Source organism: Streptococcus sp. 11-4097 (assembly GCF_018215285.2).
In the GTDB taxonomy this organism is placed as follows: domain Bacteria; phylum Bacillota; class Bacilli; order Lactobacillales; family Streptococcaceae; genus Streptococcus.
The window spans coordinates 1,085,686-1,107,138 of record NZ_CP185262.1 but is presented as its reverse complement, the minus strand read 5'-3'; the positions used below and the strand labels follow the sequence as shown (position 1 = coordinate 1,107,138).

16 protein-coding genes are annotated in these 21,453 nt (G+C 41.1%); 5 read left to right on the top strand and 11 right to left on the bottom strand.

Translation table 11 applies throughout. From position 1 onward, the window contains the following. Positions 1 to 112: 112 nt before the first annotated feature. The 5 genes from KB197_RS05500 (at position 113) to KB197_RS05480 (ending at position 6,040) form a co-directional block, all read left to right on the top strand. Positions 113 to 1,081 carry a thiamine pyrophosphate-dependent dehydrogenase E1 component subunit alpha gene (locus KB197_RS05500; protein WP_023948180.1) on the top strand — a complete coding sequence of 323 codons (969 nt, stop codon included), beginning with the start codon at positions 113 to 115 and terminating at the stop codon, positions 1,079 to 1,081. Positions 1,082 to 1,096: 15 nt separating this feature from the next. Then, complete coding sequence (locus KB197_RS05495) at positions 1,097 to 2,089, top strand: alpha-ketoacid dehydrogenase subunit beta (protein ID WP_000448714.1); 993 nt, start codon at positions 1,097 to 1,099, stop codon at positions 2,087 to 2,089. A gap of 109 nt (positions 2,090 to 2,198) precedes the next feature. Further along, complete coding sequence (locus KB197_RS05490; RefSeq protein WP_000752717.1) at positions 2,199 to 3,242, top strand: dihydrolipoamide acetyltransferase; 1,044 nt, start codon at positions 2,199 to 2,201, stop codon at positions 3,240 to 3,242. 45 nt (positions 3,243 to 3,287) lie between these two features. Then, positions 3,288 to 4,991, top strand: a complete 1,704-nt coding sequence (gene lpdA / locus KB197_RS05485) for a dihydrolipoyl dehydrogenase (protein ID WP_421127434.1) — start codon at positions 3,288 to 3,290, stop codon at positions 4,989 to 4,991. Between the two features lie 59 nt (positions 4,992 to 5,050). Beyond that, complete coding sequence (locus KB197_RS05480; RefSeq protein ID WP_064276159.1) at positions 5,051 to 6,040, top strand: lipoate--protein ligase; 990 nt, start codon at positions 5,051 to 5,053, stop codon at positions 6,038 to 6,040. A gap of 81 nt (positions 6,041 to 6,121) precedes the next feature. Here KB197_RS05480 and xerS read toward each other — a convergent pair whose 3' ends face one another. The 11 genes from xerS to rexB all read right to left on the bottom strand — a co-directional run bounded on the left by xerS (position 6,122) and on the right by rexB (position 21,357). Beyond that, the gene (xerS, locus tag KB197_RS05475) at positions 6,122 to 7,192 is read right to left on the bottom strand and encodes a tyrosine recombinase XerS (protein WP_064276161.1); all 1,071 of its coding nucleotides are present in this window, start codon (positions 7,190 to 7,192) and stop codon (positions 6,122 to 6,124) included. A gap of 138 nt (positions 7,193 to 7,330) precedes the next feature. Next, complete coding sequence (locus KB197_RS05470; RefSeq protein ID WP_064276163.1) at positions 7,331 to 7,621, bottom strand: hypothetical protein; 291 nt, start codon at positions 7,619 to 7,621, stop codon at positions 7,331 to 7,333. Next, positions 7,602 to 8,024 carry a hypothetical protein gene (locus KB197_RS05465; RefSeq protein WP_064276165.1) on the bottom strand — a complete coding sequence of 141 codons (423 nt, stop codon included), beginning with the start codon at positions 8,022 to 8,024 and terminating at the stop codon, positions 7,602 to 7,604. The genes KB197_RS05470 and KB197_RS05465 overlap by 20 nt, the downstream gene beginning before the upstream one ends. Beyond that, complete coding sequence (locus tag KB197_RS05460) at positions 7,987 to 9,267, bottom strand: hypothetical protein (RefSeq protein WP_064276167.1); 1,281 nt, start codon at positions 9,265 to 9,267, stop codon at positions 7,987 to 7,989. Before KB197_RS05460 ends, KB197_RS05465 begins: the two co-directional genes overlap by 38 nt. After that, on the bottom strand, positions 9,267 to 9,689 hold the full coding sequence (locus tag KB197_RS05455) for a hypothetical protein (RefSeq protein ID WP_064276169.1): 423 nt from the start codon (positions 9,687 to 9,689) through the stop codon (positions 9,267 to 9,269). Before KB197_RS05455 ends, KB197_RS05460 begins: the two co-directional genes overlap by 1 nt. A gap of 173 nt (positions 9,690 to 9,862) precedes the next feature. After that, positions 9,863 to 11,413, bottom strand: coding sequence for a ClC family H(+)/Cl(-) exchange transporter (locus tag KB197_RS05450; protein WP_064276170.1), 1,551 nt, complete (start codon positions 11,411 to 11,413; stop codon positions 9,863 to 9,865). 16 nt (positions 11,414 to 11,429) lie between these two features. Continuing rightward, positions 11,430 to 12,209: a ribonuclease HII gene (locus KB197_RS05445; RefSeq protein ID WP_064276171.1), complete on the bottom strand. Its 780-nt coding sequence runs from the start codon at positions 12,207 to 12,209 to the stop codon at positions 11,430 to 11,432. Beyond that, on the bottom strand, positions 12,196 to 13,047 hold the full coding sequence (ylqF, locus tag KB197_RS05440; RefSeq protein ID WP_000201308.1) for a ribosome biogenesis GTPase YlqF: 852 nt from the start codon (positions 13,045 to 13,047) through the stop codon (positions 12,196 to 12,198). The genes KB197_RS05445 and ylqF overlap by 14 nt, the downstream gene beginning before the upstream one ends. A gap of 188 nt (positions 13,048 to 13,235) precedes the next feature. Then, the gene (locus KB197_RS05435; RefSeq protein WP_064276172.1) at positions 13,236 to 14,414 is read right to left on the bottom strand and encodes a hypothetical protein; all 1,179 of its coding nucleotides are present in this window, start codon (positions 14,412 to 14,414) and stop codon (positions 13,236 to 13,238) included. A gap of 17 nt (positions 14,415 to 14,431) precedes the next feature. Beyond that, on the bottom strand, positions 14,432 to 18,085 hold the full coding sequence (gene addA / locus KB197_RS05430) for a helicase-exonuclease AddAB subunit AddA (RefSeq protein ID WP_212573557.1): 3,654 nt from the start codon (positions 18,083 to 18,085) through the stop codon (positions 14,432 to 14,434). After that, positions 18,082 to 21,357, bottom strand: coding sequence for an ATP-dependent nuclease subunit B (rexB, locus tag KB197_RS05425; RefSeq protein ID WP_064276235.1), 3,276 nt, complete (start codon positions 21,355 to 21,357; stop codon positions 18,082 to 18,084). Before rexB ends, addA begins: the two co-directional genes overlap by 4 nt. Positions 21,358 to 21,453 lie beyond the last annotated feature (96 nt).

The following is a 21,453-nucleotide window of genomic DNA, read 5'->3' as shown; positions in this document are numbered from 1 at the left end:
TTTCATGGGGTTTTCTTTTTTATTTTGTGAAATTTCTTTTAGAAAAACTTTGACAGTATTTGTCAAAAACGGTAAAATAGTAAGGTAAGAAGAAAGTTAGAAAGGCAAGAAGATGTCAATTTTAGATAAAAATCTTTTGCTAGAGATGTTCCGTAAGATGGAAGAAATCCGTCGTATGGACTTAAAAATTGCGCAATTAGTAAAGAAAGGGAAAGTGCCAGGAATGACGCACTTTTCTGTTGGAGAAGAGGCGGCTAACGTGGGTGCTATGTTGGCTCTCAATCCAGATGATCTAATTACCTCAAACCACCGTGGTCACGGACAAGCTATTGCCAAAGGAATTGACCTCAACGGAATGATGGCTGAAATCCTTGGAAAATACACTGGAACCTGTAAAGGTAAAGGTGGATCTATGCATATCGCCGACCTTGATGCTGGTAACCTTGGTGCCAATGGTATCGTAGGCGGTGGTATGGGGATTGCTGTTGGGGCAGCCCTCAGTCAGCAAATGCAAAATACCGGTAAAATCGTTGTCTGCTTCTTTGGAGATGGTGCGACCAATGAAGGTGTTTTCCACGAAGCAGTGAACATGGCTTCTATCTGGAAGCTGCCAGTCATTTTCTATTGCATTAACAACGGTTACGGTATCTCTGCGGATATCAAGAAAATGACTAATGTAGAACATATCCATCAACGTAGCGCCGCTTATGGAATTCCTGGAATGTTCATCGAAGATGGAAACAACGTCATCGATGTCTACGAAGAATTTGAGAAAGCTGTAGACCATGTTCGTGGTGGCAATGGGCCTGTCTTGATTGAAAGTGTAACTTATCGCTGGCTTGGCCATTCATCATCTGACCCTGGTAAATATCGTACCCGCGAAGAAGTGGAATTGTGGAAACAAAAAGACCCAATCGAAAACCTTCGCAAGTACCTCATTGAAAACACTATTGCAAGTGCCGAAGAATTGGAAGAAATCCAAACGCAAGTCAAGGAAGCAGTAGAAGCTTCTGTTAAATTTGCAGAAGAAAGTCCATTCCCACCGCTTGAATCAGCCTTTGAAGATATTTACGCAGACTAAGGAGAAAGAGATAAAATGGAAACAAAAACAATGTCCTTCCGTGACACCATTATCCTTGCTATGTCTGAGGAAATGCGTCGCGATGAAAATGTGTTCTTGATGGGAGAAGACGTCGGTGTCTTCGGAGGAGACTTCGGAACTTCTGTTGGAATGCTTGAAGAATTTGGTCCAGAACGTGTTCGTGACTGTCCTATTTCTGAAGCTGCCATCTCTGGAGCAGCAGCCGGAGCAGCCATGACAGGACTTCGTCCCATCGTCGATATGACCTTCATGGACTTCTCGGTTATTGCCATGGACAATATCGTCAACCAAGCTGCTAAAACACGCTATATGTTTGGTGGGAAAGGTCAGGTTCCAATGACTGTTCGTTGTGCAGCTGGTAACGGAGTTGGTTCTGCAGCCCAGCATTCACAATCTCTAGAGTCTTGGTTCACTCATATCCCAGGACTTAAGGTTGTAGCACCAGGTACGCCTGCGGACATGAAAGGACTGCTTAAGTCTTCTATCCGTGATAACAACCCTGTTATTATCCTTGAGTACAAGTCAGAATTTAACCAAAAAGGGGAAGTACCAGTTGATCCAGACTATACGATTCCACTTGGAGTTGGGGAAATCAAACGTGAAGGTACGGATGTAACAGTTGTTACTTATGGAAAAATGCTTCGCCGTGTGGTTCAAGCTGCTGAAGAATTAGCAGAAGAAGGCATTTCAGTTGAAATTGTTGACCCACGTACACTTGTTCCGCTTGATAAGGATATTATCATTAACTCAGTGAAGAAGACTGGTAAAGTTGTTCTGGTCAACGATGCCCACAAGACAAGTGGCTATATCGGTGAAATTTCAGCTATTATTTCAGAATCAGAAGCATTTGACTATCTAGATGCACCAATCCGTCGTTGTGCAGGAGAAGATGTGCCAATGCCTTATGCACAAAATCTAGAAAATGCAATGATTCCAACAGTTGAAAGCATCAAAGATGCCATCCGTAAAACATATAACAAAGAATAAAATTACATAAGATAAGTTATGTAAACAAAATAAAGCTGACGAGAATCTTTGTATCTCTTAGGTGCAGAGCTCTTCGTCCTTAATATCTTAGTATAGAATTGGAGAGGTCATGGCTGATGACAAGCTAAGAGCGACTCCTGCAGCTAGAAAGTTAGCGGATGATTTAGGGATCAACCTCTACGACGTTTCTGGCTCAGGTGCAAACGGTCGTGTCCACAAAGAAGACGTGGAAACTTATAAAGACACAAACGTGGTTCGCATTTCGCCACTTGCAAAACGAATTGCCCTCGAACATAACATTGCTTGGCAGGAAATTCAAGGAACCGGTCATCGTGGTAAGATTATGAAGAAGGATGTTTTGGCCTTGCTTCCTGAAAATATTGAAAACGATACCATCAAGTCTCCTGCTCAGATTGAAAAAGTGGAAGAAGTTCCTGATAATGTAACACCATATGGTGAAATCGAGCGTATTCCAATGACACCAATGCGTAAGGTTATTGCCCAACGCATGGTTGAATCTTACCTAACTGCGCCAACCTTCACGCTCAACTATGAAGTTGATATGACTGAAATGTTGGCTCTTCGTAAGAAGGTTCTTGAGCCAATCATGGAAGCAACTGGGAAGAAGACTACTGTAACAGATCTTCTTTCACTTGCTGTTGTGAAAACCTTGATGAAGCATCCTTATATCAACGCTTCATTGACAGAAGATGGCAAGACCATTATCACTCACAACTATGTCAATCTTGCGATGGCAGTTGGGATGGATAATGGATTGATGACACCTGTTGTTTACAATGCTGAGAAGATGACTCTTTCAGAGTTGGTTGTAGCCTTCAAGGATGTTATTGGCCGTACCTTGGATGGCAAATTGGCTCCAAGTGAACTGCAAAATTCAACATTTACTATCAGTAACTTGGGAATGTTTGGCGTTCAGTCCTTTGGTCCGATCATCAACCAACCAAACTCAGCTATCCTTGGTGTCAGTTCGACAATCGAGAAGCCAGTTGTCGTCAATGGTGAAATTGTGATTCGCCCTATCATGAGCCTAGGATTAACCATCGACCACCGTGTCGTAGATGGTATGGCTGGTGCTAAGTTTATGAAGGACTTGAAAGAATTGATTGAAAATCCAATCTCAATGTTGATTTAAGAACAAGAGTATTCATTTTAAAGATATAGATAAAGGAAGGAAGACATGGCCTTAGAAGTAATTATGCCAAAAGCCGGCGTGGATATGACAGAAGGACAAATCGTCCAATGGAATAAAAAAGTCGGAGAATTTGTAAAAGAAGGAGAAATCCTTTTGGAAATCATGACTGATAAAGTCAGCATGGAATTGGAAGCCGAAGAAGATGGGTACTTGATTACTATCCTTAAAGGGGACGGTGAAACAGTCCCTGTAACGGAAGTTATCGGTTACCTTGGCGAAGAAGGGGAAAATATCCCAACAGCTGGAGCCGCAGCGCCAGAAGCTAGCCCAGCATCTGCAGCAAGTGCCTCAAACGATGATGGTAAGAGCGATGATGCTTTTGATATCGTTGTGATTGGTGGAGGTCCTGCTGGTTATGTTGCAGCCATCAAAGCTGCCCAACTCGGCGGTAAGGTTGCCCTTGTTGAGAAATCTGAACTTGGTGGAACCTGCTTGAACCGTGGCTGTATCCCAACTAAGACCTACCTTCATAACGCTGAAATTATCGAAAACATTGGTCATGCTGCAAACCGTGGTATCGTAATCGAAAATCCAAACTTTACTGTAGATATGGACAAACTCCTTGAAACCAAGTCTAAGGTTGTTAATACCTTGGTGGGTGGAGTTGCTGGTCTTCTTCGTAGCTACGGAGTTACTGTTCATAAAGGAATTGGTACGATCACTAAAGACAAGAACGTCTTGGTAAATGGTTCTGAATTGCTTGAAACCAAGAAAATCATCCTTGCTGGTGGTTCAAAAGTCAGCAAGATCAACGTCCCTGGTATGGAATCTCCACTTGTCATGACCAGCGATGACATCCTTGAAATGAACGAAGTACCAGAAAGCCTTGTTATCATCGGTGGTGGTGTTGTCGGTATAGAACTCGGTCAGGCCTTCATGACATTTGGCTCAAAAGTAACTGTTATCGAAATGATGGACCGTATCGTGCCAGCTATGGATGCAGAAGTATCTAAGAACCTTCGCTTGATCCTTGAGCGTAAAGGAATGACCATCTTGACTGGTACTAAACTGCAAGAAATCATCGAGGAAAATGGTCAACTTCGTATCAAAGTTGAAGGAAAAGACGATATCATCGCAAATAAAGCTCTTCTTTCAATCGGTCGTGTGCCGGATCTTGAAGGTATTGGCGATGTTGAGTTTGAATTGGATCGTGGTCGCATCAAGGTCAACGAATACATGGAAACTTCTATTCCAGGTATCTACGCACCAGGTGACATCAACGGTACTAAGATGTTGGCGCACGCAGCCTTCCGTATGGGTGAAGTTGCTGCTGAAAATGCCCTTAAAGGAAGTCATGCTGTTGCCAAGTTGAATTTGACTCCTGCAGCTATCTACACTCTTCCTGAAGTAGCAGCAGTAGGTTTGACAGAAGAACAAGCTCGTGAGAAGTACGATGTTGCCATCGGTAAATTCAACTTTGCTGCTAACGGTCGTGCTATTGCATCGGATGCTGCTCAAGGTTTCGTAAAAGTCATTGCAGATAAGAAATACGGAGAAATCCTTGGTGTCCATATCATCGGTCCTGCAGCTGCAGAATTAATCAACGAAGCGTCAAGCATTATTGAAATGGAGATCACTGTTGAAGAAATGCTGAAGACTATCCATGGACATCCAACCTACTCTGAAGTCATGTACGAAGCATTTGCGGATGTTCTAGGAATGGCCATCCATTCACCTAAGAAAAAATAAAAGAAAGATAGATTAGACTGGAAAATAACTTTCCAGTCTCTATCGTATAAAGGGATATCATGAAATATATTATCAATCATTCAAACGACACTGCCTTTAATATTGCCTTGGAAGAATATGCCTTTAAACACCTTTTGGATGAGGATCAAATCTTCCTACTTTGGATTAACAAGCCATCTATCATTGTTGGTCGTCACCAGAACACTATCGAAGAAATCAACCGTGATTATGTTCGAGAAAATGGTATTGAGGTGGTCCGCCGTATCAGCGGTGGTGGAGCTGTTTACCACGATTTAAATAATCTCAACTACACGATTATCTCAAAAGAAGATGAAAACAAGGCTTTTGACTTTAAGAGCTTCTCAACTCCAGTTATCAATACTTTGGCTCAACTTGGGGTTAAAGCTGAGTTCACAGGTCGTAACGACTTAGAAATTGATGGCAAGAAATTCTGTGGCAATGCCCAAGCCTATATCAATAGCCGTATCATGCACCACGGTTGCTTGCTTTTTGACGTTGATTTGTCAGTCCTCGCAAATGCCCTTAAGGTTTCAAAAGATAAATTTGAATCAAAAGGTGTGAAATCCGTCCGTGCCCGTGTCACCAATATTGTCAATGAATTACCAGAAAAAATCACAGTCGAAGAATTCCGTGACTTACTCTTGGAATACATGAAAAAAGAGTATCCAGAGATGACAGAATACGTTTTTTCTGAGGAAGAATTGGCTGAAATCAATCGCATCAAGGATACTAAGTTTGGTACTTGGGACTGGAACTACGGTAAATCACCTGAATTTAACGTCCGTCGTGGAACAAAATTTACCAGTGGTAAGGTGGAAGTCTTTGCTAACGTTACTGAATCAAAAATCCAAGATATCAAGATTTATGGTGACTTCTTTGGTATTGAAGATGTTGCTGCAGTAGAAGATGTCCTTCGTGGAGTGAAATACGAACGCGAAGATGTCCTCAAAGCGCTAGAAACCATTGATATCACACGCTACTTCGCTGGTATTAGCCGTGAAGAAATCGCTGAAGCGGTAGTTGGATAAACCAAAAAGAAGTTGGTTGTAGGACCAGCTTCTTTTTTAAAATTATATATTACATAATTTATTTTATGTATTTTATGTATTTCATAAACTATCTAGAGCATTCTTTTGTTCATCATTGACGATATGGGTATAGAGGTCAGTGACTTGTGTACTGGCATGTCCTAGCTGATGACTGACCAAAACTTGCGATTTAGTGGCATCATAGAGCCTGGTTGCTAGCGTATGGCGCAGTTTATGGGGAGTTACACGCACTTTGAAGTCCTCAGAGTACTTAGCAACCATCTTTTCCACGCTGGAAGCATCGATACGATTGGGAACACCTCTATAAAGTGTTAAAAAGAGGGCTGTATCCGTCTTTTCCGTCTTATAGCGTTGATTTCGAATGGCCAGATAATTTTCTAGATAAGGCTTGGCAAAGGCAGCGATATTGACAGAGTCACGTTTGCCACCTTTTCGAGTGACATCAATAACCATCATTTTTAGATTGAGATCTCTTAGATCTAGATTAACAGCTTCAGATAAGCGGACACCAGACGCCAATAGAAGGGCAATAATGGCCAAATCACGTTCTTTATTTTTGTTGAATGATGAGAGAGCGCGATTTGAAAGTTGTTGTGGATACTCTTGGTCAATATAAGTTAGAAAACCTTCTGTTTCATCACCTAAAAAGAGTTTTTGCTTGATGTTTTCAGCTCTGGCAGCAAGTGTTTCTTTCTTTTTCTTGGTTGAAACTTTTTTCATTACATTACGATAGAAATAAGGTTCCCCCTGGTCGTTTTCAACCTCCTCGGTCAGATACTTGTAAAGACTAGAAAGTGCTGACAAAGTCCGATTGATAGTTGTCTGAGAAACTCCTTGCTTTGTTGTATTAGCATTCAGCAAAGGACGTTCACGTAGGTAAAGGATAAAGGATTCCATGTCTTTCTTAGACATATTTTCCAAGACAGATAAAGGAATATCAGACATTTTATCAGCGTTTGAAATACCAGACTCCAAAACCCAGCTGAAAAATCGATCGTATTCCTTGAGGTATTCGTACAAGGTTGTAAAACTGTAAGGAACAGCAAGCTTAGATTGGTAGTATTCCAGAACATACCAGGGCATGATTTGTTTTAGTTTGTCGATTCGTTCCAGTAAAATCTCACGTTTCATGTATTTTCTCCATAAATAAGTCTACTAGTAGTATAGCATAGACTTATTTATTTTTCAAGAAAATTATAGTTTTTCGGAAAGATGTTATAGAGGACATAGATGCAAAGAAAACTATATAACCATACGAAAAATTCTTCTTTATACATCATCATACTTGACTAACATATTAGGTATTTTTGTTTCAAGACTTTTGCGGACTTTTCCTTGTATTGCAGTGTCCATTTGGTTGTTAATACTTGTTATTGTTGCTTTAGTATCTCTTGCAATTGTTTTCGTTTTTTGGTCAAAACTTTCTTTTATTTGATTTTTAGCGGTCTTTGCCAATTGGCATTGAGCCAGGATACGATTTCTTTCCATCATGCGATACATTTGTTTTAGAGCGTATTGGTATTCTTCATCAGTATAGTACTCATTCATTGGTGCTTGCATAATTTCTCCTTAGTTTTTGATATTCTTCGTCTAATTCATTTCTTTTTTTACGAAATTCCTTGTCGAATCTTTCCCTCTCATCTTCGAGTTGAATTCTATGTTCTCTGTATACTTGTTCCGAATAAACTTTCAATTCTTCTAATTCTGTAAAATAGTCTCTAACATCATCAGTTGTCGATGAAAACTTTCTCAAGATTTGATACATGTTATCAACTTCATCAGAAATCATTTTTTCTAGATTGGAATTACGTTCGTCAAGTTCGAGTACTTTATTATCGTGTTTTTTCTTTTCTTGATAATATTGATCTTCTAAATCAAGCAGTTCTCTCTCTTTTTTTCTAATAACTTCCCATTTTACATCTCTTTTACATCTCTGCTTTCCATTGTCTGAACTCCTTAGCAAATTGTGTGTCTGTTGCCACTGTTTTTTCGATGACTTCCTGTAATTGTTTATCTAACTGTTCAAATGCTTGGGCGGAAGCATTCATCTTAGTGGTTGTTTGAGTTGTTTCTGTCTGAAACGTATCGATAAACTGTGCTTGAGTGATACCTTGACTAGCAAAAATGGCATCAACCTCATAGGGAGCTAATGCTGTGTAGCTTGTAAAGTCGATTTTTGACCAAATTTCTTGTAATTCTTGATTGGCTTTTTTGGCTAAGGCGCTCACTTCATCAGCTCCAGTTCTTGCTGTTGTAGCCATAGATGATGATAAGATAGAACCTTGAGCTGCATCTAAGTATATTTCCTCAGAGCTACTAATGCCACCTGATGACCATTTTGACTTTAAGTCCCTGTAGTGAGACATGCCTCGGAGACTGTTGGCATAAGCTCGATAAACACCACTAATTAAGGGTTTCCCACCTTTACCATCAACAACTTGACCCGTTACAGGATCAAACTCCCAGTCACCAATTTTGTGACTTGTCCCATCAAGCCAATGAATCGTGTTAGGCATAGAATTTGTAATATCAATCGGACTGGTGTACCTTTCTGGGTGATTAGAGTCATTCCAACGTACTACATCATCATGTTTTCTACGGTAATCTATAAACATAGCAGGATTATTTTCGATAAATTCTTTTTCTTCCAGTGTGAGTGCACCGTATTTAAACCAAGCATTAAAGGTGGTTGTAGGGATGTGGTATTTAGCTCCTACCTTCAGCATGTAGGATCCTTGTGAATAACCGGATAGTTGGCTGACTTCATATCTAGGATCGTCCATAATCTCTTTTACAAATTGGTCAGCAATCTTATATTGTGGAGATAAGTAAGTTTGCCTTGCAATTATGGCACTATAGACATCGCGTGTAAAAGGACCTTGTTTATTCACCGGACTATCAGGGTCCGTTCCAGCAGCAATCACAGCTACATTTTTATAATCTGGTTTGCCGTTGACCATAGGAGCTACCGCCAAACCATCAAAACCTGTTTCAGTGTCAAACTTAGTGGCAACGACACGGAATTCTTGAACATCTGAGGTGGTTATAGTATTGGTCTCTTCGAAATCATATGAAGAAGGATTCTGATTAGGAGTTTCGGTAACCAAAGGTCTATTATTCCTCTCGGCATATTCAGCATTGACGCTATATACATTCTTCCCATGGTTTAATTCATTAAGTTGTTTATCAGTATAATTGAATACCATTACTGCTTCCCTCTTTCTTTGTTGGAGTATGTAACCGTAACTGTATTAGTTGTTATTCCTTTTCTTAGGTTAAGAAAATCTCGTTGTCCATAAGTCATACGACCGTTATAATTTTGTTTCTCATCTAAGTTATGTGGAATTCCATAAAAGATTTTTTCTCCATCTTTGAACAAGATATCAATCTTACAAGACCAGTCGCCTGGAGGATTCGTGTATTCTGGATTGGAAATCTTAATCTCCTCAATCCCTTCATATGAATTCTTTAAAGCATTCACTAAACTAACTTCATACTCTCTATTCCGACGCTCTTCTTGGGATCTCCCTAACATGCTAAACATAAAAACACCTCCTGCTGTGATGATTGCGAGTGACACAACGATTAGAAGCCATTTATGACTTTTTTTGATGCCAGTATTACTCATTTAAGCTTTCCTCCTTTTCTCATTATACTATAACCTAGAATAATTTAATCATTTTTTATAATATATTATAATATTTCTAACAAGAAAAAACCGACCTCATTGCTGAGAATCGGTTTTCTAGTGTATTTAATTAAGAAATTTGTTTTCACATAACATAAATTATGTAAAAACTTCTACAATAACAAATCTTTGACTTTCCCAATTTCACTTTTTGGAATAACTAGGTGAATCATATCTCCGAGATACATTCTGGTTGAGCCGTTAACGGTTTGGCTCTTGCCATTATGGACTTGGGTGGTGATGAGTACGTTATGTGGCAAGTTGAGTTCGTGTACTTGTTTTCCTGCTATTTTATCTGAAACAGGGATTTCAATGAGAGTGACTTCTCCTTCATCTGTCGCTTCTTCTGGCAGCATTTTTTCCAACATAGCCTCATATACTGGTGCACCCTTTAGTAGATCCATGATGATGTAGGCGACCAAGGTTACTAATCCAAGTGGCATGAGGTTGCGAATATCTCCTACCATCTCAGTTACGAGTATCATAGCAGTTAAGGGAGCTTTGGATATTGCACCAAAATAGCCACTCATTCCTAGAATGACAAATATAGGGAATTGCTCTTGACTGACAAGCCCAAGATTGACACAAATAACACCAACTAGAGCACCAAGTAAGGAGCCAAGCGCCAAAATAGGTAGGAAAATTCCACCCGGAAGGCCACTTCCATAACTAATCATGCTCCAAACAAAGCGAATCAAAAAGTAAACTAATAGAACTTGGAAACTAAAATCTTGCTCAGTTAAGGAAAGAACCAGCTGATTCCCACCACCAAGGATTTGTGGTAAGAAAATCCCCACTGGTATGATGAGAATGAAGGCCAGAATTGGGTAATAAGCTCTATCCAAATGGATTTTTTGACCAAGCCAATCATAAACTCGACCAACATTGAGCACAGCTTTCTCATAGAGAAAACCAGATAGCCCAAGAAAAACTCCCATAAGGAGGTAAATCCAATACTGGTCTAGGGTCATGAGTGGGATGTTGTCTGGCATATCCAGTACGGGTGTTAGGCCAAATATGAGCAGAGAAACAAAGTTTGCTACGAGACTGGCTGCTAGAGTTGAGACCCAGAAAAAGCGTGAAAAATGGTGATAAACTTCTTCTACCACAAAGAGAAGTCCTGCAATCGGTGCATTAAAGGCTGCAGCTAAACCTGCTGCAGCTCCACTAGCAATCAAGGAGCGTTCCTCTACTGGACTGGATTTGAGCCATTTGGCAATTCCTTTACCACCGACTGCTCCAAGTTGAATACTTGGCCCTTCGCGCCCCAGCATAAGACCGCTAGCAATAGCAAGAATTCCTAGAATATATTTTTTCCAAAGAACTCCCCACCAGTTGAGAGTCATTAATCCCTTTAATTCGGCTTCGACTTGAGGAATTCCTGAGCCTTTGATATCTTTTTCTGATCGAGTTAATTTCGCACTGAGCCAACAAACTATTAAATAAAATAGACCAATGATAAAAAGATTGCGCACTAGGTGCGCTTGATCTTGATAAAGTCCTTGTATCAGGTGGAAGCCTTTTTCGATTAAAAACCGAAAAGATCCAACGATAATTCCAACAACGAGACCGACAATGATTCCTCGTCCAACTTGGGATAATATAGTGCTTGAGGCAAAGGCAAATTCTTTCTTGGAACTGAGTGTTTCTGACTGTTCCTCCATAATCATTCCTTCTAACTTAACTTTCTTTTTCTCCTGAAACCAGCGATTTAATAGGTTCAAAGCTGGTTCGATGAATTGGGGTAACTCCTAGTTTTGTGAGGCCTTCCAGGTGTTTAGCTGTACCATATCCTGCATTAGTAGCAAAATCATAACCAGGGAACTGCTGGTCGTATTCCTTCATCAATTCATCACGTGTCACCTTGGCTACTATAGAAGCCGCTGCAATCGAGAGGGAATTGGCATCTCCTTTGATGATGGATGTTTGTGAAATTGGTAAATCCAGTTTCATGGCATCTATCAAAAGGTGTTCAGGTTGAGGACTGAGCTGGGAGATAGCTTCCTTCATAGCCAGTTTGGTTGCTTCATAGATATTGACTTGGTCGATGATATGATTATCCATGATACCAATCTCGATTGACAAAGCTTGGTCCTGAACGGCTTGGAAAATCTCCAGATGTTTCTTTTTAGGAATTTTCTTGCTGTCGTTGAGGCCTCTAATCTTACAATTTTGAGGTAAAATAACAGCTGCAGCGACTACAGGTCCAGCCAGAGGACCACGACCAACCTCATCAACACCTGCAATTAAGGTCAATCCTTGCTTGTAAAGTTCTTTTTCATAGGACAGCATGGATTCCAAACGAAGATCCTCATCCAATTCTTCCTGAAGGGCTTTTTTACGCTTGCTGATTTCCTTTTGAACTCCAGAGCGATTATCCTTTTCAAAATCTAAAAAAATAGGACTTTCTAACTCCTTGACTGTAGCAAGGAGTTCTTTGATTTCTTTAATCGTCGCCATTGAGGTCTTCCAATGTATCTAAGGTATAGTTACCAAGTTTGCCATCACGGACTTCTTTCACGAAGAGACTGTAAAAGCGGTCGTAGTCGTCTCGGAAACCGAGGGCGCGGGTCATATCCATAATAATAACAGGCGCTTCTTCTTCAATTTTCATTTGTTTGAAGCGTTCGGCCAACTTTTCTGGATAATGTTCTTTGAAATAATTGAGGCCAAAAATAGTTACCTCATCCATAGGAAGCAGCTGGTCTTTGATAGCTCCAGTTAGGGCCAATTTAAGCGCAACAGTTTCATCCTCAAACTTAGGCCAGAGAATCCCCGGTGTATCCAAAATTTCCAGGTCTTTATTGGTTTTGAGCCATTGTTGTCCCTTGGTAACACCTGGTTTATTGCCGACAACGGCAATTTTCTTACCAGCCAAACGGTTCATGAGAGTTGATTTACCAGCGTTTGGAATCCCGATAATCATGGTACGCAAGGTTTCAATCTTGATACCACGTTCTTTCTGACGAGCAATCTTATCCGCCATGAGCTTTTTGGCCGCATCTGTTACAACTTTTACAGTCACTTGCTCTTTGGAGTTGATAGCTAGCGTCTGAATTCCTTGTGATTCAAAATACTGGCGCCATTCCTTGGTCATTGCTGGATCAGCCAAATCCGCCTTATTTAAAATCAAGAGTTTTGGTTTGTCACCAACAATTTTGGTCAACATAGGATTTTGACTAGATAGAGGTAAGCGTGCATCCACCAAAATCGTCACAAAATCAACAAATTTTAAATTTTCCTGAACCTGTCGACGAGCTTTAGACATGTGACCAGGAAACCATTGAATAGTAGCCATAATATATCTCCTTCGGATTGAAAAAATTGTAAAAACGTTTTCTTTCTTATCCTCTATTCTATCATAAATTATTCTTTTTTGCACAAGCTTTTATTTGTAATAGCTACTTTATAAAGGAAGGCTGATTTCAAATTTACTTAATTTATATATTAACTTTATATAAAATTCTAAGACTTATATATTTAGTTTTAGATGAGTATTCGAGATAAAAATGGGACTATACAATTTGTCAAAATCCCTTCTATCCAGCTTTCCTGTGCTGAGGATAGATGTTCTGACTGGAGACTTTCTTTTAGAAAATCTCGAACTTGTTCTGGTGCGACTTCAAACTCAAAGGCTTTCATTTTATAGAAAAAGTCGAGCAGATGGTCTGACAGATATTCAGTTGAAAAGGGAACTTCTCTATTTTTCCGATATTCTAATAAGAGCCGAACAAATCGAGCTTTTTCTTCAGGAAGCTCACGGAAATAGGAATTGAGGAGCCAAGTCTGCTTCTGCTTTCTTTCAATTGGATCCTGACTCGCAATTCGTTGGTCTTTTTCCAACTCTTTTTGGTATTGTTTGGCCTTGATAGCCCGTTCTGTTCGATTTTTACCAAAAAGTATTTTCTCCCACTTGCGTTCTTCTTGGGTTAGGGTTTCTGTAAAGCCAAAGTAATCCTGATAAGCCCGCTCTGCTGGCCCCATGGCTAGGACCAGATTGTCTGCATATTGCTTGGCGATTTTATCTCTCTTCTTGCGCTCTTTCTCTGCTTGGATACGGAGTTCTTGTTCGTAGTCAATTTTCTCCTTGCCTAGTTTGACAAGGTAGAGTTGGTCATCTTGTTTTCCAAGTAAAAAGGGTTTGATACATTTTTCAAGGACTTCTTCCATCCGAGCCTTCTTCTTTGGCTCTGCCTTGATCCAACTTCCTCCTTGAAAGACTTCTAAGAAGAGCTGGTAGTCTCTCTCAGGCGCAAATTGATTACCGCGATTGGGTTTGAAAACACCTTTTTCCCAGAGCCACTTTAGAAGACGCTCGTCAAAGTCACTTTTTTTGACCTTGATTTTCTCCTTTTTCTGGGCTTTTCTGGTCAGATTTTCAACCTTTCTGAGTAGTTTTTCTTCCTCTTCTAGTTGCTGGTCAAGGGACAATCGATGAAAATGACGAACACAATCGCTGCCAATTGGAAAGAGGCGTTGACCTGTAACACCGTTAAAGAGTTCGTAGGCGTATTTGATAGCATTCCCACAAACACAATTGCTACGGCCGATACCATTAAAAATCAAGGAAACTTCATTCCATTCCTTGGTAGCTTGTTCCCAAGTATCCGCTTTTGAAGCCTGTAAAACCGCATCATGTAGGGATTTTCTAACTGGAAGTGTCATGAGGTCTCCTTTCTAGATTATACTTTTACAACTTGAACCTCGTCTTTACCGAGTAGTATCAAGTATTTTTCAATATTTTCAATCGAATAGGCTCGTGATAAGGCCTCTCCATAAAGGGCTAATTGACCACGATAGCGGTCTATGAGTTGACTTGGCTCATCATAGCGGTCTGTCTTGTAATCGAAAAGAACGATACAATCCTCATAAAGCAGATAGCCGTCCAAGATTCCACGGACAACGAAGTCTTCCTGACTCTTTTGGTCTCGTTTGAGCATGGAGAAAGGTTGCTCGCGATAGAGATGGTCGGTATTGGTAAGAATTTCTTGACCAAGTGCTGTGTCAAAGAATGCAAGGATTTTAGCAAGATTGATCTTGTCTTTGACAGCTTGGCTGGTTTGAACGTGTTTGAGAGTTTCTGCCAGGCTAGCAAGGGTTGGTCGCTGACTGAGGGCAATTCTCTGCATGAGTTCGTGGGTGGCACTCCCAATCTCGGCTCCTGTTACCTTTTCTTTGGTTGAAAAATCTGGCAAATCAAAGCTGATTTTCTTGTCTACTGACTGGCCTTGACCTGCAATCTCGACACCTTCCATATCCATAACTGGTTCGTAGAATTTCTTGATTTGGCTTGGGGTTTGAACACTTGGTAGTTCAATGGCTGCACGGTGAAGAGTATTATAAACTTCCACTTCTTTCAGCATTTCCAGAGCTTCTTTGATGGTTTCTGACTGGCGGTTATCTGCTTGAGAGCTATCTTGTAGAAGGCTCTTGTTTTCCAATTGACCAATAGTTTCTTTAGTCAACTGGTCTTCGCCAACAAAACGATAGCTAAAGTTGAGATTGTCCTTGGCAAACACTTTGTTGATAGCCCATATCCAATCTTGGAAATTCTTGGCTTGCAGTCTGGTATTGCTATTTAGTTTACCATTTTTAGCTGCTGGGAATTCCTTGGCTTCCAGCTTTTCACGCGAACCCTTGCCGACAAGATAGAGCTTTTTCTCAGCCCTCGTCATGGCAACATAAAGGAGGCGCATCTGCTCTGAATAGCTAGCCAATTGCAGTTCTTCCTCATTCTGGATATAAGTAAGGCTAGGAATGGAGAGTTTGATGGTTTTAGGATAATGAGCTTCCACTGCTCCTGTCTCCATTTTGGCAATATATTTGACACCTAGTCCATTTTTACGGCTGAGAATGACTTCTGACATGCTGTCTTGTTTATTAAAATCCTGATCCATATTGAGGATAAAAACGTACGGAAACTCCAGTCCTTTACTCTTATGGATGGTCATGAGTTCTACTGCATCCTTAGGCGGTGCGACTGCCACGCTAGCAAGATCGTGCTGGGCTTCTAAAACTTGGTCAATCATACGAATAAAACGAGACAAGCCCTTGAAATTGCTCTTTTCAAACTGGTCAGCCCGCAGAGCTAGGGCATAGAGATTGGCTTGTCTAGCAGGACCATTTGGTAAGGCTCCAACATAATCATAGTAAAAACGGTCATTATAAATCTTCCAAATCAAGTCATAGAGGGAGTGAGTTTTGGCATACAAACGCCAAGAAGCCAAGATATCCATGAATTGGTTTAGTTTTTCAGCTAAATCAGTATGAATTAAGTTTTTCTGGCTTGTTGCCTGTATTTGAGCATTGACCAGTTTTTCATAGAGATTTTCTTGGACCTTATCCTCTGCTTTCTGGAGGGACAAACGTGCCAACTCGTCCTCATCAAATCCAAACATAGGAGACTTCATGAGAGCAACCAAGGCATAATCTTGTAGGGGATTGTGAATGACACGAAGGGTGTCCAGCATGACTTGTACTTCTAAGGATTGGAGATAATTATTTTGCTCACCATCGGTTTTGACAGGGATCCCGTACTCAGACAAGGCGAGGAGAATCTGGTCATTTCGACTGCGGCTAGAGGTCAAAAGGGCAATTTCTTTAAAAGCAACACCTTTTTCCTGATGGAGGTTCAGAATCTCTTTGATGACTAAGCGCATTTCACCAGTTAATTTCGTTTCTGCTTGGCTCTCTTCTTCCTCTTGCCCGCTGTCGTCCTTATCGTAGAGGAGAAATTCCGCCTTGTTGTCTGGATTAGGAGTTAGTTTGCTATTAGCAAAGACAAACTGGTGCATAATGTCATAGTTGATTTCGCCGACCTCTTGGTCCATGAGACGTGCAAAAACATCATTGGTTGCTGACAGCACTTCTGAACTACTACGGAAATTTTCCTTGAGGAGAATGAGTTTGCCCTCTTTTGGATTTTGCGCATAGCGTTGGAATTTTTCATTAAAAATCTGCGGATCTGCCTGACGGAAACGGTAGATAGACTGCTTGATATCCCCTACCATAAAGCGATTGTGACCATTAGACAGCAATTCCAGCATCCGTTCTTGAATGTGGTTAGTATCTTGATACTCATCGACCATGACTTCATGGAAGCGTTCCTGATAAGCCTCACGAACTTGCGGGAAATTCTCTAAAATCTCAATGGTATAATGGCTGATATCAGCAAATTCAAAGGCATTTTCCTGACGTTTACGCTGACGATAAGCCTCCACAAAATCACTCATGAAAGTTTGGAAGGTCTTAGCTAGTTCCCAGGTGTCTCCATGATAACGTTCTTGATAGTCGAGAATGGTTATCTGGTCTGACAGTTGTCCTAGTTTAGCAAACTGGGCCTTTCTTTCTTCGTTGTAGGCATCCGCCAGGGGCTTCAAATCAGCCTTACGACTGGCATTAGTCAGAGCCCGACCATTTTTCTCTTTCGAAATTGCGACAACACGCGCAAGCACTGCTTGATAAGCTTGACTATCTGACTCTTGATTTAGGGAGCCAATTTCATCCAGAATCAACTGAACATTTTCTAGATAAGCAGCCTTTGAAAACTCCTTAGCATCATTATCCAGATGGTAACAGAAAAAGCTTTCCAAGTCCCAAAGGGCTTGCTGGATTTGCTCGGTTAGTTTGTCTTTTTCGCTAGTAAAATCTGCTTTTTCAAAGCCTTTGAGGAAAGAATCCTTCAGCCATTTCTGAGGATTACTGGTGGATTGGAGGAAGTCATAAATTTTATAGACCTGCTGGCGCAGACCACGTTCATCCTTGCCACGCCCTGCAAAGTTTTTCAGCAGATGACTAAAGGACTCTTTTTGTTTACCTTGGTAATGTGCTTCAAAGACCTCATGGAAGACTTCGTTTTTGAGAAGGAGTTGCTCGCTTTGATTTTGTAAAATACGGAAATTAGGCGCAATATCAATCAGATAGCCATGTTTGCCAAGGAATTTTTGTGTGAAGGAATCCATGGTACCGATGGCAGCGTTGGGTAGGTCTGCCAACTGTTTACCTAAGTGTTGTTTGAGGTCAACATCGCTACTTTCTTGGATTTGTTGGCTGATTTTCTTTTCCAAACGTTCCTTAAGCTCTGTCGCAGCCTTGACCGTAAAGGTTGAGATAAAGAGTTGAGAAATTTCCACACCACGCGCCAATTGGTCCAGAATACGCTCTGCCATAACAAAGGTCTTTCCAGAACCAGCCGATGCTGAGACTAGAATATTCTGAACAGAAGTGTAGATGGCTTCAATTTGCTCGGCAGTTTTCTTCTGTTCCTTGCTCGAATTTGCTTCTGCTTCTTGCAGTTTTTGAATTTCTTCCTCAGTTAAAAAGGGAATGAGCTTCATCGATTCAACTCCTCTCTTATTTTTTCAAACCAAGCTTGCTTGAGTTTCTCTCCGACCAGACGCTTGCCGTCAGCTAAGTCCAACTTCTCTAAGAAACGAGCTTGGCCTAAGTGGTAATTGGCTTCAAAGCCTGTAATGGCTTGGTGTTGCTGGACATATGGTGCAATACTTCTGCCATTTTCGCTATAAGGATTAATGGCGAACTGGCCTGCTAAAATCTTCTCAGCTGCTTTCTTGTAAAGATGGGCATTGTAGTCCAGTAGGAGCTGGAATTCCTCCTCCGTCAGCTGATTGGCCTTGTTTTTATTGTAAAATTCACCCAAATAACTGCTTTCTTTTTCTAAAAAGAGGCCTTGGTATTTCATAGATTTGCTGGCTTCTGCTACTGCTCCAGCCAGACTTTTAACGGCCATGAGAGATTGGACAGGCTCAGCCATTTCCAAGTACATGGCGCCGAAAAAGTTCTGCTCCCCTTCTCTTTTTAAGGCAGCTAGATAGGTTGGTAACTGGGAATTGAGCCCATTAAAGAAATGAGGAAACTGGAACTGAGTCAGACTGGATTTGTAGTCTACCACTCCTATCGCTCCATCAACTTTCAAACGGTCAATGCGGTCAACCTTACCTCGTACAAAGACACTGCGTCCATTGTCTAATTGAATAAAGGCTTGCTCTTTTCCACCAAAATTTGCCTCTTCATTGATGGTTTCAATAGCTGGATTGTGACGGAGAATGTGGCCAGTCGTCCGTGCGACATCAAGTAGAACTTCCTTGGTAAACTGAGCTTCCAAACTTTCTTGATAAATTGCTTCAAATTCCCGTTCCTGACTGGTTTCTTGAATAGCCTGTTCCAAACGTTGGTCAAAGGAATCTTCGTCAGGCAACTGCAAGGCACGTTCAAAAATACGGTGCAAGAAATTCCCATGACTACGGGCATCCGGACGCAGGCGCAATTCTTCCTGCAAGCCTAGAACATAACGGAGGAAATAACTGTATTGGTTCCGGTAAAACTCTGTCAAACCAGAGGTGGATAGGTAAAACTCCTGATCAGCAGGATAGAGCGCTTGTAAGGTGTCCTTAGCCAACTGCTTACTGCTTGGACTGGTTGGAAGGGCTGGATTTTCCAAACCTTGCTGGTCTAACTTTTTACCCATGACACGCGCCAGAACCTTAATAAATGTCAAATCTTGCTCACTATTACTTGTCTCGCCCTGCTGGTGATAGGCAACCAGACTGGACAAAAGACTGTGATATGAGCCCATATCTTCCTTAGACAGCCCTTTGTGATTCATCCTCTTCTCTTTCCGACTAAATCCAAAATGGACCAGCTCTTGAAGATAGGCTGACTCCTTACTTTCACTTTCGTTAAAAAGGCTTGGAGCTGACAAGATTAACTCTTTACGAGCAGAATTAACCAAGGAAAGCATAGTATAGCGATTTTTCTTGAGGTTTTCACTGCTGGCAATCAGCAATTGAACGCCTTCTTCGGTCGTTTGGTTTAAATTTTGTCTTTCTTCATCAGTTAAAAGGCTAGTATTTTGCGCAATTTTTGGTAAATTGTCCTGAGTCAGTCCAATGGCGTAGACAAAGTCAGCTGTCAGAGGGGCAATCAAATCGTAACTCTGCACCAGAACAGTGTTCACTGTTGCTGGAATGGTACGGTATTGGGACAAACTCATTCCAGAATGGAGCAAGGCTAGAAAGTCCTCTAGACTAACCTGTGAAGTAGCAAAAACAGTCGCAAATTGTTCTAAAACATGACAGAATGCCTTCCAAACTTCAGCTTGTCTTTCCTGTTCAAGAGTTTCCATAGTGGCTGTCAAATCTTGCAGTTGCTTGGTCACTGCACCTTCTTTTAGAAAGACATTCCACTTTTGCAAGAGATTTTCAGACTTCTGCTTTCGACTGGCAAACAGGGTTTCAAGAGGTGTTAAAATACGCAGACGAAGAGCATTTAATCGCTCTAAATTAAACTTTCCATGGTGGGATTTGGTAAAGGTTTGCTGAAAGGCTGGCAAGCCATTGATACCAAGATAGCGGATATATTGCTCAAAAGCATCAATATCAGCCTGGCTAAGGTCGGTATATAAACCCGTTCTGAGGAGGTTAATCAAATCTTCCTGACGGAAACGATAACGTTTTAAAGCCAAAATAGACTCGACAAACTGTGTCAAAGGGTGGTGGGCCATGGATTCGCTTCTACCAAGATAGAAAGGAATCTGATACTGGTCAAAAATGGTTTTCAGCGATAATTGGTAAGAAGCTACATCCCCCAAGAGAATACGAAAATGCTTGTAACTCAGGTCTGGATTAACATGCAATTTCTGACGAATACTACGCGCTACCAACTCCAACTCTTCTTTTTGAGTTAAGCAAGACCAGATTTGTAAGTTTTCACAGTCCTTATCATCGACATCCAAGGTGAATTCTGAAAAGTCATAAGAAGACTCCAGCAAACGAGAGGCCTTATCAAAACTATCCATCTTCTCATGAGTTTGAGAATAATTCTGAGCAGGTGTTTGGTATTTAGAGGCTAGATGATGGAGAAAGTCCACACTGGCTTGATAGAGATTGCCTTCAGCGAATGGGCTGGTATAAGCTTTCTTACTAGCATAGGCTCCAATGACAACCTCAACACCCTTGCCATGAAGTAAGTCCACAATCCGCTCTTCCTCAGCAGAAAAACGAGTAAATCCATCAATAACCAAGGCGATTTGAGTAAAATCACTACTAACTTTGTCATTCTCAATAGTCTCAATCAAATGGGACAACTGACTTCCTTGAGCCAACTGGCCTTGATTGAGATAAGCAGTTACCTTCTCAAAAATCAAGAGTAAATCGGCCCTCTTGTCCTCATCCGTCAAACTCTCCAAGTCCAAAAAACTCATCTGAGCTTTGGTCATCTCGTGGTAAAGCTCAATCAACTGCTGGATAAATTGAGGATCCTGCTTGATAGCTCCATAAACACGTAAATCCTTAGGATCAAGTTCGGCAAGGCATTTGTAAAAGGCCATCCCAAGACCAATGTCATCTAGACTGGTTTTAGCAGGCAAGTCATTCAAGATCAGGTAACGAGCCATTTGCGCAAAGCGCGTGACGGTAATCGCAAAAGAAGCTTGCTGGGACAAGCATTCCAGCACGGCGCGTTCCTTTTCAAAAGAAAGAGAGTTGGGGGCGATGTAGAAGACCCGCTTGCCAGCAGCAACTAGCTCTTCCGCCTCTCTGGTTAGAATTTCAGTCAAAGAAGTCCGAATATCAGTATAAAGTAATTTCATCTCTGCCTCGTTGGAATTTTTCATTACCTTTTATTATACCATGATTAGCCAGCCAAGTCTGAAAATAATCAGTTCTTGCTCACCTGTTGAAAAGAA

Coding starts and splice junctions, on each gene's coding strand:
- KB197_RS05500 (WP_023948180.1), top strand. CDS start 113: ATGTCAATTTTAGATAAAAATCTTTTGCTAGAGATGTTCCGTAAGATG.
- KB197_RS05495 (WP_000448714.1), top strand. CDS start 1,097: ATGGAAACAAAAACAATGTCCTTCCGTGACACCATTATCCTTGCTATG.
- KB197_RS05490 (WP_000752717.1), top strand. CDS start 2,199: ATGGCTGATGACAAGCTAAGAGCGACTCCTGCAGCTAGAAAGTTAGCG.
- lpdA (WP_421127434.1), top strand. CDS start 3,288: ATGGCCTTAGAAGTAATTATGCCAAAAGCCGGCGTGGATATGACAGAA.
- KB197_RS05480 (WP_064276159.1), top strand. CDS start 5,051: ATGAAATATATTATCAATCATTCAAACGACACTGCCTTTAATATTGCC.
- xerS (WP_064276161.1), bottom strand. CDS start 7,192: ATGAAACGTGAGATTTTACTGGAACGAATCGACAAACTAAAACAAATC.
- KB197_RS05470 (WP_064276163.1), bottom strand. CDS start 7,621: ATGCAAGCACCAATGAATGAGTACTATACTGATGAAGAATACCAATAC.
- KB197_RS05460 (WP_064276167.1), bottom strand. CDS start 9,267: ATGGTATTCAATTATACTGATAAACAACTTAATGAATTAAACCATGGG.
- KB197_RS05455 (WP_064276169.1), bottom strand. CDS start 9,689: ATGAGTAATACTGGCATCAAAAAAAGTCATAAATGGCTTCTAATCGTT.
- KB197_RS05450 (WP_064276170.1), bottom strand. CDS start 11,413: ATGGAGGAACAGTCAGAAACACTCAGTTCCAAGAAAGAATTTGCCTTT.
- KB197_RS05445 (WP_064276171.1), bottom strand. CDS start 12,209: ATGGCGACGATTAAAGAAATCAAAGAACTCCTTGCTACAGTCAAGGAG.
- ylqF (WP_000201308.1), bottom strand. CDS start 13,047: ATGGCTACTATTCAATGGTTTCCTGGTCACATGTCTAAAGCTCGTCGA.
- KB197_RS05435 (WP_064276172.1), bottom strand. CDS start 14,414: ATGACACTTCCAGTTAGAAAATCCCTACATGATGCGGTTTTACAGGCT.
- addA (WP_212573557.1), bottom strand. CDS start 18,085: ATGAAGCTCATTCCCTTTTTAACTGAGGAAGAAATTCAAAAACTGCAA.
- rexB (WP_064276235.1), bottom strand. CDS start 21,357: ATGAAATTACTTTATACTGATATTCGGACTTCTTTGACTGAAATTCTA.